The following is a 13,233-nucleotide window of genomic DNA, read 5'->3' as shown; positions in this document are numbered from 1 at the left end:
CAGCGCATACCGGCCGGACGAAAACCTCGAAGCGTCGTAGACCTCTGCAAAAGGCCATGGATCTGGGTCAAACGGACCGGGCCACAATCTGTCATGCACTCCGGCAGACGGCGGCGGCGATGACGGACATAATCAGGGTGTGGCGCGCGACACTGTTGAGACACATTTCATCCAATCCGTTGAGGCGCTGAAGTCAGGCCCCGCCCGAGATCCCGGCGGCCCGGTGCGCGAGGGCACGTCGCTCACCGGCGACCGATGCCGGACCCTGTTCCAGCGCCAGCTCGACAGCCGCCTGCTCGACATCGCCGCCCGCTGGCTCCGCGAGCAGGACGAAGGCTTCTACACGATCGGGTCGGCCGGCCACGAGGGCAACGCGGCGGTCGCCGCCGCGGCCAGGGCGAGCGACCCGGCGCTGCTCCACTACCGGTCCGGCGCCTTCTACCTGACCAGGTCCGAGCAGGCCGGCCGGCTGCCCGAGCAGGGCCTTCGCGACGTGCTGATGGGCCTCACCGCGGCGGCCGACGAGCCGATCGCGGGCGGCCGGCACAAGGTGTTCGGCCACCCCCACCTGGCCGTCATCCCGCAGACCTCGACGATCGCCAGCCACCTGCCGCGCGCCGTGGGCGTGGCCTTCGCCATCGAACGGGCCGCCGCGCTCGGTGACCGGTCGGCCTGGCCGCCCGACGCCATCGCCGTGTGCAGCTTCGGCGACGCCTCGATCAACCACGCCAGCGCCCTGACCGGGCTCAACACCGCCTCCTACGCCACCTTCCAGGGGCAGCCGCTGCCCATCCTGTTCGTGTGCGAGGACAACGGCATCGGCATCAGCGTCCGCACCCCCAAGGGCTGGGTGGAGGCGGCGGCGCGGCGGCCGGGCATCGCCTACTTCGCCGCCGACGGCTGCGACCTGGCCGACGCCTACGACGCCGCCACGCTCGCCGTCCAGCACGTCCGCGCCAACCGCTCCCCCGCGTTCCTGCACCTGTCCGCCGTGCGGCTGATGGGGCACGCCGGGTCCGACGTCGAGTCGGCCTACCGCACCCAGCGGGAGCTGCGGGCCGACATGGAGCGCGACCCGCTCGTCCGCACCGCGCGGCTGCTGGTGGAGGCCGGTCTGGAGACGCCGGAGGAGCTGCTCAAGACGTACGAGTCGGCGCGCGAGCACATCCTGCGCATCGCCCTGGAGACCACCCGCGCCCCGCGGCTCGGCTCGGCCGCGGAGGTCATGGAGCCGATCGCGCCGCGCCGTCCCGACCTGATCGCCAACATCAGCCCGACCTCCGCCGAGGGCCCGCTCAGGGAGAAGGCGTTCGCCGGCTCGCTGCCCGAGCTGGAGAAGCCGCTGACGTTGTCGCAGACCATCAACCGCACGCTCGCCGACGCGCTGGTGGTCTACCCCGAGATGACGGTCTTCGGCGAGGACGTCGCCAGGAAGGGCGGCGTCTACGGCGTCACCCGGGGGCTGCAGAAGCGGTTCGGCGGCTCGCGGGTGTTCGACACGCTCCTCGACGAGCAGGCCATCCTCGGCCTCGCGCTCGGCTCGGCCGTGTCCAACCAGCTCCCGGTGCCGGAGATCCAATACCTGGCCTACCTGCACAACGCGCTCGACCAGATCCGCGGCGAGGGCGCCACCCTGTCGTTCTTCTCACGCGGCGCCTACACCAACGGCATGGTCGTCCGCGTCGCGGGCTACGCCTACCAGAAGGGCTTCGGCGGCCACTTCCACAACGACAACGCGGTGGCCGCGCTGCGCGACATCCCGGGCCTGGTCCTCGCCTCGCCCGCGCGTCCCGACGACGCCGCCGCCATGCTGCGCACCTGCCTGGCCGCCGCCCGTACGGCCGGGTCTGTCTGCGTGTTCCTGGAGCCGATCGCGCTCTACCACACGCGTGACCTGTTCGAGGAGGGTGACGGCGGCTGGCTGGCGCCGTACACGGCGCCGGGGCGCTGGCGCGAGACGCACGTGCCCATCGGCCGGGCCCGCTCGTACGGCGAGGGCCGTGACCTGACGATCGTGACGTTCGGCAACGGGCTGCGGATGAGCCTGCGCGCCGCGGTCCGGCTCACCCAGGAGGGCTACGGCTGCCGCGTCCTCGACCTGCGCTGGCTGGCCCCGCTGCCGGTGGACGACCTGCTGCGGGCGGCCGAGCTGACCGGCAAGGTGCTGATCGCCGACGAGACCCGCCACTCCGGGGGCGTGTCCGAGGGGGTGACGACCGAGCTGATCGACGCCGGGTTCACGGGGCAGGTGGCCCGGGTGACCTCGGCCGACAGCTTCATCCCGCTGGGCGACGCGGCCAACCACGTGCTGCTGTCGGAGGAGGAGATCGAGCAGGCGGCGCGCAAGCTACTGGGCTGAGCGCGCCCCTCTGACGCAGGCCGGCTTCGACCAGGCGACCGTGGTGGCCGCCGAGATGCGCAGTGGCACGCCCACCAGGAAGCAGTAGCCGGTGTCCGGGTCGAGCCCGGCGACGCGGCCGCTGGTGGCGCCCGGCCCGAGGGCGACGACGGTCACGTCGCCCCCACCCGCCCGCGAACGTTGCAGGACGACCGGGTAGCGGCGGGCGTCGGCCGGGAGCGCCCAGCTCAGCTCCACCAGGGCGCCGCGGTCGGCGGTGACCTTGAGCCCGCGGGGGGCGAGCGCGGCGACGTCCCGCTTGCTGATCGGCGGCGGCGTGGTGGCGGCGGTCGCCGCGGAAGTCGCTTCGGGGTGCCGGTCGGCGGGGCCCGGACCGGCGGGCGGCCGCAGCGACAGGTAGACGGCCAGGCCCGTGCCGGCGATCGCCACGGCCGCGACCGCGCCACCGATCAGCAGGCGCCTCCCGAGGCTCCCGGCCCCGGCGGGCGGCGTCGTCGGCGCCTCCCGCCGAGCGCCGCCCACGTCCCCCGTCGTGGGAGCCTCCCGCCGTGCCCCGCCCATGTCCCCCGCAGGGCCGGGCGGTGGCGGGACGGGTGCGGGGGCGAGCCGGCTTCCGGTGGCGGGCAGAGAGGAGTCGCCCGGATGCGGCGGTGCCTGCGGGCGGCGCGGGACGGTGGACGTCGCCGGCCCCGGCCCCGGATCCTGGCCCACCAGGTCGGTCACCGACAACCCCAGCTCGGCCTGCACCTCCTGCAACCGCCGCGCCAGCTCCCTGGCCGAGCCGGGCCGCCGCTCGGGCTGCTTGGACATCGCGTGCAGGATCGTCCCGAACACCACCGGTGGCACGTCCGGCCGGTTGATCGGCGGCGGGTCGAGGCTCAGCACCCGGTACATCAGCGGCGCGATCGACGGGTCGGCCGGGTTGTGGAAGGCGGGCTGCCCGGCCAGCAAGTGGTAGAGCGTCGAGCCCAGGGAGTAGATGTCGCCGGAGGCCGAGTGCGGCTGCCCGGTGAGCACCTCCGGGGCGGCGTGCAGCGGGGTGAACGCCTGGGAGGTGGCCGAGATCTCCGCGGAGTCCACCACCCTGGCCACGCCGAAGTCGGCGATGGCGGGCTCGCCGTAGCGGGAGATGAGGATGTTCTGCGGCTTGATGTCGCCGTGCAGCACCCCGGCCTCGTGCACGGCGGCCAGCGCGCCGGCCAGCTTGACGCCCGCGCGCAGCACGTCGGGCACCGCGAGCGGCCCCTCCTTGCGGATCTTGTCGCGCAGCGAGCCGTTCTCGAAGAAGTCCATCGCGATGTACGGCTTGCCCGAGCGCGTCACGCCGGTGTCGAAGACGGTCACGACGTTGGGATGGCCGGTCAGGCGGCCGGTGAGCCGGAGCTCGCGCTGGAAGCGGCGCATGGTGCGCTGGTCGACCCGGTCGACCGACAGGACCTTCAGCGCCACGACCCGGTCGAGGCGCTCCTGGTAGGCGCGGTAGACGACGGCGAAACCGCCCTGGCCCGCCTGATCGAGTACCCGGTAGCCGGGCGCGTCCTCGGCTGGCAACACGGCACTCCCCCCTGTTGCCGGTGAGTTTAATGTGAAATTTCGGCTTTCAGGGGGCCAACGGGTTCATCAGGTACGCGCCGAACACCACCGACACGGCGGCCACGACCAGGAAGAAGAAGACGTAGAAGCCGCCGGGCAGGAACGTCAGCCGGGCGAGCTGGTCGGCGTCGGAGTCTCTGGCCTGCCGCCTGCGCCGCTTGCGCTGCAGCTCGACGATCGGCCGGACGCCGCCGAACAGCAGGAACCACGTCGCGACCAGGGCCACGATCTGCTGGACCTCGGCGGGGGCGTACATGGACAGGGCGAACACCGCGCCGCCGGTGACCAGCAGGATCAGCGCGCCGTAGAGGTTGCGGATCAGCAGCAGCATGCACACCAGGAAGAGCAGCACGCTCCAGATCAGCAGCGTGATGCGGCCCTGCTCGGTCAGCCAGGCGGCGGCCAGCCCCAGCAGCGAGGGGGCCAGGTAACCGGCGAGCGCGGTCAGCACCATGCCGGGGCCGTTGGGGCGGCCCCTGGTCAGCGTGACGCCGGAGGTGTCGGAGTGGAGCCGGATGCCTTCGAGCTTGCGCCGGGTGAGCAGCGCCATGACCGCGTGGCCGCCCTCGTGGGCGATCGTGATCAGGCCCCTGGACACCTGCCAGGGTGTGCGGAACGCGACGACCGCGAGCGCGGCCAGCGCCGAGACCAGCACGACCCAGGGATCGGGGTCAGGCTGAACCTTGATCAGGTGGGTCCAGAGCATGTCCATCGAGGAGAAACACTAGCCGGGTAAAGTCCCGGCTGTGGCCGCAGAACTACATTCTGACGCGGACGTTCCGGCGTGGTGGCGCGAGCTCGGGCTGCCGGGTCTGATCGACCTGCATGTGCACTTCCTGCCCGAACGAATGGAACGCCGGGTCTGGCATCACTTCAACCACGGCGGCCCGCTGATGGGCGCCGGCTGGAAGATCGAGTACGAACGGCCGGTCGAGGAGCGGCTGACCGGACTGCGCGAGATGGGCGTACGGCGCTTCCCTGCCCTGGCGTACGCGCACCGGCCGGACATGGCGCGCGACCTCAACGCCTGGACGCTCGACTTCGCCCGCCGCAACCCCGACTGCCTGCCGTCGGCGACGTTCTACCCCGAGCCCGGCGTCGCCGATTATGTGCGCGCGGCGCTGGCGGACGGCGTCCAGATCTTCAAGGTGCACCTCCAGGTCGGCGGCTTCGACCCGGCCGCGCCCGAGCTGACCGAGGTCTGGGGGCTGCTGGCGGAGTCGGGCGTGCCCGTGGTCGTGCACGCCAGCTCGGTGCCCGTGCCCGGCGGCCACGTGGGGCCGGGGCCGATCGGCGCGGTGCTGGCCGCCCATCCACGGCTGCGGGCGGTCATCGCGCATCTGGGCATGCCCGAGTACGAGCCGTTCTTCGAGCTGGCCGTCCGCCATGAGCGGGTCGCCCTGGACACCACCATGGCCTTCACCGACTTCTCCGAGCGTGGCATGCCGTTTCCCACCCGATTGCGCCCGGTTCTGCGTGATCTCGGGCTTTCGGGGAAGGTGGTGCTCGGCAGCGATTTCCCGACGATCCCGTACCCCTACGCGCACCAGCTCGACGCACTCGCCCGCCTGGATCTCGGCGAGCAGTGGCTGCGGGCGGTGTGCTGGGACAACGGTGCGGCCATGATTCGATAGCAAGGTGAACGATCGGCACGTGGCGCTCATCAGCGCCTTCTACGACGCTCTGGGCCGCGCGGACTTCGCGGCCATGGAGCGCTGCTACCACCCCGAGATCAGTTTCGGCGACCCCATCTTCCAGGAGGTCGAGGGCCGCGACCGGGTGATGGCGATGTGGCGGTTGCAGCTCGGCGTGCGCGACGGGCTGAGATGCGCCTACCGCGACGTCCAGGCCGACGAGTTCAGCGGCTCGGCCCACTGGACGGCCAATTACACCTTCTCCTCCACCGGCCGCACGGTCGTCAACGAGATCGACGCGTTGTTCAGGTTCGAGGACGACCTCATCGTCCGCCACCACGACGAGTTCGACTTCAGGCGCTGGTCCAGAATGGCTCTCGGCAGGCCGCAGGGGCTGCTGTTCGGCTGGACGCCGATGTGGCGCAAGACCATCAGGGACCGGGCGACCCAGGAGCTCGACAGCCTGTCGCAGTAGTCCTCACACAACCGGATCGGAGGGTGCATGGCCAGGGTGAAGGGGTTCAGGCGCAGCGGTGACAACCGCGAGGAGGCGCCGGAGCACTCGATGGACCCGCGCGCCAGCGAGGAGCACCCCTACCGGCCCACCGTCATCGACAACGCCGTCTACCAGAACGGCGAGCGGGTCGACAACCCCGGCTCGCTCGCCGACGCCTTCGAACGACTCAAGCAGATGCCGGACAGCATGGCCTGGATCGGCCTCTACCGTCCGAAGGAGTGGGAGCTGGTCAAGCTCGCCGAGGAGTTCGAGCTGCACGAGCTGGCGCTGGAGGACGCGATCGTCGGCTCCCAGCGGGCCAAGGCCGACCGCTACGGCGACACGCTGTTCGTGGTGCTGCGCGCCGCCCGCTACCTCGACGACGTGGAGGAGGTGGCCTTCGGCGAGCTGCACGTCTTCGTCGGCCCCAACTTCGTGATCACCGTGCGCCATGCCGAGGCCCCCGACCTGCAGGGGGTGCGCAAGCGGATGGAGTCCGACCCCGACCTGCTGCGCCAGGGCCCGCAGGCCGTCCTGTACGCGATCCTCGACGCCGTGGTCGACGGCTACGCGCCGGTGGTGGCCGGGTTGCAGAAGGACATCGAGGAGATCGAGGTCGAGGTCTTCAGCGGCGACCCCTCGGTGTCGCGGCGCGTCTACGAGCTGTCCGGCGAGGTGATCGAGTTCCAACGGGCCACCGCGCCGCTGGTGGGCATGATCCACGGCTTCATCGCCGGCGCCGCCAAGTACGGCGTCAACGACGAGCTGCAGAGCTACCTGCGCGACGTCGCCGACCACGCGATCACGGTGACCGAGCGCATCTCGGCCTTCCGTCAGATGTTGCAGAACATCCTGGTGGTCAACTCCACGCTGGTGACCCAGGCCCAGAACGCGGAGATGGCCCGCATGACCGAGGCCAGCATCCAGCAGGGCGAGGAGGTCAAGAAGATCTCCGCGTGGGCGGCCATCCTGTTCGCCCCGACGCTGGTCGGCACCATCTACGGGATGAACTTCGACTTCATGCCCGAGACCCACTGGGTGTTCGGCTACCCGTTCGCGATCCTGCTGATGGCGGCGGTGTGCATGGTGCTCTACATGGTCTTCAAGCGCCGCGACTGGCTCTAGGGTCCGCGGGGGGCGTACGCCACAAAACTAACCACGTGGTAGGTTCTTGGGCGAGCCGGTGGAGGGCCGATCTCGCCGTACCGCGGCACGCATCCGCAGCCCGCGTGCCCCCAGACCCCCAGAAAGGGCCGGTCGGTGACCGAACCGATGCCACACCGAGGGCGCAAGGGCGAGCGCACGCGCGCCCGCATCCTCGACTCCGCCACAGAGCTGTTCTCCCGCTCGGGTTTCCACGCGGTGTCGCTGCGCGACATCGCCGCGCACGCGGGCCTGACCCACGCCGGGCTGCTGCACCACTTCCCCGGCAAGGAGAGCCTGCTCATCCAGGTGCTCAGCCGCCGCGACGAGGTCGACGGCGAGCTGATGCACGGCCCCGCCGACGGCCTGTCGCCCGAGGAACTGCTCGACCGCGCGATCGCCCAGGTCGCCAGGAACATGAGCACGCCCGGCCTGGTCGGGCTGTACGTGAAGATCTCCGGCGAGGCTGCCGATCCCGGCCATCCCGCCCACGACTACTTCGTCAAGCGCTACCGCAGGCTGCGCCGGCAGGCCGCGTGGCTGCTAGGCGCCCTGTTCGAACGCGCCACGCCGCCGCTCGACCACGACCCCGACGCCGTCGCCCAGCAGCTCATCGCGCTCATCGACGGCCTGCAGACGCAATGGCTGCTCGACCCGGACCAGGTGGACATGCATGCCGCCGTCATCACCTTCCTCAAGCAACTAGGACTGCATCCCAGATAACGAGGTTTTCCATGGCTCTTCCCCCCGACCTCACCACGGCAGAGAAGGCGTCGCTCACGTCCGGGAGCGACACCTGGCACACCACGGCGGTCCGCGACGCGGTGCCCGCGCTCACGCTGTCCGACGGGCCGCACGGCATCCGCCGCCAGCGCGCGGACGGCGGCGACGCGCTCGGGCTGACCCGCAGCGAGCCCGCCACGTGCTTCCCGCCGGCCGTGGCCCTCGGCTCCTCGTGGGACCCGGCACTGGCCCGCCGGGTCGGCGCGGCGCTGGCCAAGGAGGCCGCCGCGCTGGGCGTGGACGTCGTGCTCGGCCCGGGGGTGAACATCAAGCGGTCGCCGCTGTGCGGGCGCAACTTCGAGTACTTCTCCGAGGATCCGTACCTGACCGGGGTGATGGGGGCGGCGCTGGTCACCGGCGTCCAGTCGCGCGGCGTCGGGGCGTGCGTCAAGCACTTCGCGGTCAACAACCAGGAGACCGACCGCATGCGCATCAGCGCGGACGTCGACGAGCGCACCCTGCGCGAGATCTACCTGCCCGCCTTCGAGCACATCGTCCGCGAGGCCCGCCCGTACGCGATCATGTGCTCCTACAACCGCGTCAACGGCGTGTACGCCTCCCAGCACCGCCGGCTGCTGACCGGCCTGCTGCGCGAGGAGTGGGGCTTCGACGGCCTGGTGATGTCGGACTGGGGCGCGGTCAACGACCGGGTGGCGGCCCTCGAAGCGGGCCTGGACCTGGAGATGCCGCCCACCGGCACCGACGGCCTGATCGAGGACGCGGTGCGTTCGGGCCGCCTGCCCGAGCCCGTGCTCGACCTGGCGGCGGGCCGCGTCGCCAGGCTCGCCGAACGCGTCGCCGGCCGCGAGCGGCACGACGGCTGGGACGTCGACGAGCACCACGAGCTGGCCCGCGAGGCCGCCCGCGCCTCCGCCGTGCTGCTGAAGAACGACGGCGTGCTGCCGCTCGCCCCCGGCCTGCGCGTGGCCGTGCTGGGCGAGCTCGCCCGCACCCCGCGCTACCAGGGGCACGGCAGCTCGCACGTGGTGCCCACCCGCCTGGACAGCGCGCTCGACGCGCTCGGCCGGGCCGTGGAGGGGCTGACGTTCGCCGCCGGCTACCGGCTCGACGGCGAGGCCGACGCCGATCTGGAGCGGGAGGCGGTGGAGAGCGCGGCGGCGGCCGAGGTGGCGGTGGTGTTCCTCGGCCTGCCCGAGTCCGCCGAGTCCGAGGGCTTCGACCGCACCTCGATCGACCTGCCCGGCGTCCAGGTGGAGCTGCTGCGGCGGGTGGCCGAGGTGTGCCCGCGGGTGGTCGTCGTGCTGTCCAACGGCGGGGTCGTGTCGGTGGCCGGGTGGCGGCACCTCGCCTCGGCCGTCCTGGAGGGCTGGCTGCTCGGCCAGGCGGGCGGCGCGGCGCTGGCCGACCTGCTGCTCGGCACGCACAGCCCGTCCGGACGGCTCACCGAGACGATCCCGCTGCGCCTCGCCGACGTACCGTCCCACCTGCACTTCCCCGGCTCCGACGGCCACGTCGTGTACGGCGAGGGCCGCTACGTCGGCTACCGGCACCACGACACGCTGGGCACCGAGGTCGCCTACCCCTTCGGTCACGGGCTGACCTACACCCGGTTCGAGTACTCCAATCTGGACGTGCGCGAGACCGGCCCCCACACCTGGGACGTCGCCTTCACCGTCACCAACACCGGCGACCGCCACGGCCAGGAGGTGGCCCAGCTCTACGTCGCCTTCGAGGCCGAGCAGCCCTCGCGGCCCCGCCACGGGCTGCGCGCCTTCGCCAAGGTCGGCCTGGCCCCCGGGGCGAGCGAGCGCGTACGGCTCACCCTCGGGCCGCGCGACCTGGCGCGGTGGTCGGTGACGGGCGGCGGCTGGCGGATCGACCCCGGCCCGTTCACCGTCGAGGTGGGCGCGTCGTCACGGGACATCCGCCTGCGCGCCGGGCTGAGCACGCCCGGTGACGGATATGTGGGTGAGCTGAGCGAGATGTCCACGCTGGGCGAGTGGCTGGCGCACCCGGTGGGCGGCCGGGTGCTGAAGGAACGGCTCAGGCAGGCCCCGGGGCTGCCCGACCTCGACCGGACGGATTCGCCTTTGGTGGGGCTGGCGCTCGGCATCCCGTTGATCAAGTTCCGGACGTTCGGGATCGGGCTGACGGCCGAAGTCGTCGCCGACCTCGTCGCGGCCGTTCAGAGCGTGCTTCCGGGGGATGATCGTTAGGTCGTCCGTCCGTCCTCTTGGGCGAACACCTATGAGCGGCCGTTCACCCAAGAGGACGCGCTCCCCAGCTCCCCCATCTCTCCTGCTCCACCGGCAGCACTGCGCGCTGCCCATACCCGCGGGCTTCGTGGGGGTGGGCGGGCGGCGCCTCACTCTCGAAGAACGCCTGCCTCACCAGCCTCCCACTCGCTCCCTCACCCGCCACCCCACCCGCCCCAGCCCAGCCTGGGGCGCCCGGCCCCGCCACCCGCACTCAGCCCAGCCTGGGGCGCCCGAGCCCAACACCGCACCCGCACCCGCACTCAGCCCAGCCTGCGCCACCCGAGCCCGACACCGCACCCGCACCCGCACTCAGCCCAGCCTGCGCCACCCGGGCCCGGCACCTCACCCCGCACTCGGCCTCGCCTCCAGCGCTTGCACCCCCTCACCTGACACCCGCCCCAACGCTCCCCGCTCCGCCCTATCCCACAAATACAACGAAATAACCCGTTTCGGAGCATTTGCCATCACAAATCCTTCGCCCAATTCATCAGCTCAGAGCCGAATTACGCGAGGGCTCCTTTTCCGTTTCACCGGCGTCGACGCGGCGGGCTAATATGCCATCGACCACCCTTCCCCCTCCCCCCAAGCGCAACGAAATCGGGTGATGATGGCGACGCAGCACGAAATAACCGCCGCCCGGCGTCACATCGAACGGCTGCGCGACGAACACGCCAACGACCTCACCGCACTGATCCGCCTGGTGGACGGCGGCGCGCTCAAGGGCCCCGCCGGCGACAACCTCGCCGCCGACCTGCGCACCTGGGACCACGGCTTCAAGGACCTCTTCACCCGGGCACTGAGGCTGCTCGACACGCTGCACCCGTCCGAGCCCGCCTCATGACCCCTCCCGTGGGCATCGACCCCGCCCTGATGACCCAGCTCATCAACGGCATGAAACGAGCAAGCAGCACACTTCCCGACATCGGCCTCCAAGTCGAACGAGCCCTTACCACCCTCGGCGTATCCCTGTGGGGGCCGGCCCAGCTGTCGACCATCGGCCGCCGGCTGAACGACCAGATCCCCACACTGCAGGGCCGTCTCGACCTCATCCTCGCCACCCCCGACCGGCGCCCCGGCGAGAGCGGCGTCCTCTGGGCCGACGAATCCCCATGGCTGTCGAAATCCCCCTCCGAAGGCGCGGCCGCGGCCACCGCACTGGCCGCGCGACTCCGTACGCAAATCGCATCCCATTCACTCGACGCCGAATCCGTCGCCGAACTCGAACGCCACAAGAACGACCCGTTCTTCGCCGTGGCCTTTCTCACCCTGATGCCGCCGCGTGAACTCAAATCACTCATCGCCCGCGCATACTCCTGCGACCTTCCGCCCGGCGACCGTCCTCTCCTCTACGACACGGCCACCCAGGACAGGTTCCTCACCATGCTCAGCACCCTGCTCGGCACCGCCTCCCACGGCGTCGGCCGGATGCGCCTGGCCGCCGACTACGCCGACCGTCTGATCGAGGACATCGACCACCCCCAGAACGCGTTCGCCGTGAAGAGACTCCTCCAGGACGGCGACTTCGACCACACCTTCCTGCTCACCCTGGTCCGCAAGCTGCACGACCAGGACCTGGCCCATCCCCCCGACCTGTCCCTCCCCCGAGACCCCTGGACGCTCCCCGGCCCGAGAGACGTCTCCCCCGGCGACCTCAGCCCCATGGGCACCGCCCTGATCGCCCTGGCCCACCACCCCGCCGTGGCCCAGGACTTCTTCACCGACCCCGCCCGCAAACCCCTCGCCTACCTGATGCGCACCCACCCCTGGCTCGGCGACGCCGACGCCGACCTCGGCTGGGCCATCCAGGCCGCCACCACGGAGTTCCGCGACCACGACCTGCCACCGGGCGGATCACGCGGCTACAAGTCCGCCCTGATCGCCTCATGGGCGGTCCGCTTCTGGAGCGACCCCAAGGTCCAGACCAACCTCCCCTCCACCCGCCCCCACCTCGCCACCCTCCTCAGCCAGTACATCGGCGACGTCCACCGCTCCACGCAAATCTTCAGCAAGGAGGTACCAGGCGTCGTAAGCGGTCTTGACCCGGCCAAGGAACTGCACGGCTGGAAACCCTATGGTTCGAGGTTCGACGCGGATGAAATCCAAAAGGCCATGACATGGGCCTTCGAGGACGAAAAAACATTTCGGGTCGTCGCCTCCGCGCATGGCCTGTACGCCGCCAGGATGCTGAACGAACTCGCAGCCAAGGTCGCCACAGAGGCCGAACGCGCCTTCATTGCATGGCAAGAGGCACACCCGGAGGCAACACAGCAGCAGCGAGACAACATGCGCCAGGACATGCTGGAGGAGCGCATGATGCGTAGCGGAGGAGCGGAGTTCGCCGCAGCGGTGGGCAATCTCGGCATGACGACCTGGTTGATCACTGATGCCGCCAACATTTCCTCAATCGCAAAGGCGAAAGCGGACGACGTCCGCCTGAGCTCTTTCAAGAGGTTGACCGAACAGGTCGTCGGGCTGATCCCGATGCCATCAGGGAAGTTCATCGGACTCATGGCCGACACAGCAAAGGGAGTGATCTTCGACAAGGCTTCACCGAGTTATGAGGAGCAGTCCCGCCAGGACGCCGACACTGCACTGGGCGCGGCCAAGCACATGTTCACCGATCTGACGGCATCCGTAATGATGCGCCATGGCTTGTTCGGAAGAGCTTCCGAACAGACTCACCCGTACTACTACGAGGATTTCTCGCCTGGCGCGCCAGGGCATTTCATTGCAGACAGGTCCATCAAACCTTGGGGTGAGATGAATGCCGAACAACGTTCCGCCTACGACGAGTGGCTGTCACTGCCCGTAACCGCCCGCGTCTTCGGCCAGCCCGATGACGCTATCGCACTCAGTTTCAAGGCGGCGGAAAAGCATTACGGCGGGCATGACTCATGAGAAGGAAACTGTCGCTTGTATACGTTGCCACGCTCCTGTCACTCACGGCGGCATGCTCCTCATCGTCCGATACGGCTTCGGACACTCGGCCACTGGGGAACGTCACGG

General features: G+C 70.5%; 10 protein-coding genes. 8 read left to right on the top strand and 2 right to left on the bottom strand.

Features of this window, described 5'->3' with window-relative positions:
* Positions 1-223: 223 nt before the first annotated feature.
* The gene (locus tag ABZ444_RS04835; RefSeq protein ID WP_357992715.1) at positions 224-2,359 is read left to right on the top strand and encodes a thiamine pyrophosphate-dependent enzyme; all 2,136 of its coding nucleotides are present in this window, start codon (positions 224-226) and stop codon (positions 2,357-2,359) included.
* Here ABZ444_RS04835 and ABZ444_RS04830 read toward each other — a convergent pair.
* Together ABZ444_RS04830 and ABZ444_RS04825 are read right to left on the bottom strand one after the other, a co-directional pair.
* Positions 2,348-3,913: a protein kinase gene (locus ABZ444_RS04830; RefSeq protein WP_357992712.1), complete on the bottom strand. Its 1,566-nt coding sequence runs from the start codon at positions 3,911-3,913 to the stop codon at positions 2,348-2,350. The genes ABZ444_RS04835 and ABZ444_RS04830 overlap by 12 nt on opposite strands.
* A 46-nt stretch (positions 3,914-3,959) precedes the next feature.
* Positions 3,960-4,664 carry a M50 family metallopeptidase gene (locus ABZ444_RS04825; protein WP_357992710.1) on the bottom strand — a complete coding sequence of 235 codons (705 nt, stop codon included), beginning with the start codon at positions 4,662-4,664 and terminating at the stop codon, positions 3,960-3,962.
* A 34-nt stretch (positions 4,665-4,698) separates the two neighbouring features.
* Between ABZ444_RS04825 and ABZ444_RS04820 the strand changes: the two genes are divergently transcribed.
* From ABZ444_RS04820 to ABZ444_RS04790, 7 genes are all read left to right on the top strand, one after another.
* Entirely contained in the window at positions 4,699-5,586 is an 888-nt protein-coding gene (locus ABZ444_RS04820; protein WP_357992707.1) for an amidohydrolase family protein, read from the top strand.
* 4 nt (positions 5,587-5,590) lie between these two features.
* Positions 5,591-6,061, top strand: a complete 471-nt coding sequence (locus ABZ444_RS04815; protein ID WP_357992704.1) for a nuclear transport factor 2 family protein — start codon at positions 5,591-5,593, stop codon at positions 6,059-6,061.
* 27 nt (positions 6,062-6,088) lie between these two features.
* Complete coding sequence (locus ABZ444_RS04810; protein WP_357964607.1) at positions 6,089-7,207, top strand: magnesium and cobalt transport protein CorA; 1,119 nt, start codon at positions 6,089-6,091, stop codon at positions 7,205-7,207.
* A 135-nt stretch (positions 7,208-7,342) separates the two neighbouring features.
* Positions 7,343-7,948 (top strand): TetR/AcrR family transcriptional regulator, encoded by a 606-nt coding sequence (locus ABZ444_RS04805; RefSeq protein ID WP_357992701.1) that lies wholly within the window; start codon positions 7,343-7,345, stop codon positions 7,946-7,948.
* Positions 7,949-7,959: 11 nt separating this feature from the next.
* Positions 7,960-10,185 carry a glycoside hydrolase family 3 C-terminal domain-containing protein gene (locus ABZ444_RS04800; RefSeq protein ID WP_357992698.1) on the top strand — a complete coding sequence of 742 codons (2,226 nt, stop codon included), beginning with the start codon at positions 7,960-7,962 and terminating at the stop codon, positions 10,183-10,185.
* A gap of 646 nt (positions 10,186-10,831) precedes the next feature.
* Positions 10,832-11,068, top strand: a complete 237-nt coding sequence (locus ABZ444_RS04795) for a hypothetical protein (protein WP_357964611.1) — start codon at positions 10,832-10,834, stop codon at positions 11,066-11,068.
* Positions 11,069-11,076: 8 nt separating this feature from the next.
* Positions 11,077-13,125 (top strand): hypothetical protein, encoded by a 2,049-nt coding sequence (locus tag ABZ444_RS04790; RefSeq protein WP_357992695.1) that lies wholly within the window; start codon positions 11,077-11,079, stop codon positions 13,123-13,125.
* The last annotated feature ends 108 nt before the right edge of the window (positions 13,126-13,233 follow it).

Origin of the sequence: Nonomuraea sp. NPDC005730 (genome assembly GCF_040630865.1) — a bacterium.
Classification (GTDB): domain Bacteria; phylum Actinomycetota; class Actinomycetes; order Streptosporangiales; family Streptosporangiaceae; genus Nonomuraea.
The sequence above is the reverse complement of the archived record's forward strand: the minus strand, read 5'-3'. Positions and strand labels throughout refer to the sequence as shown.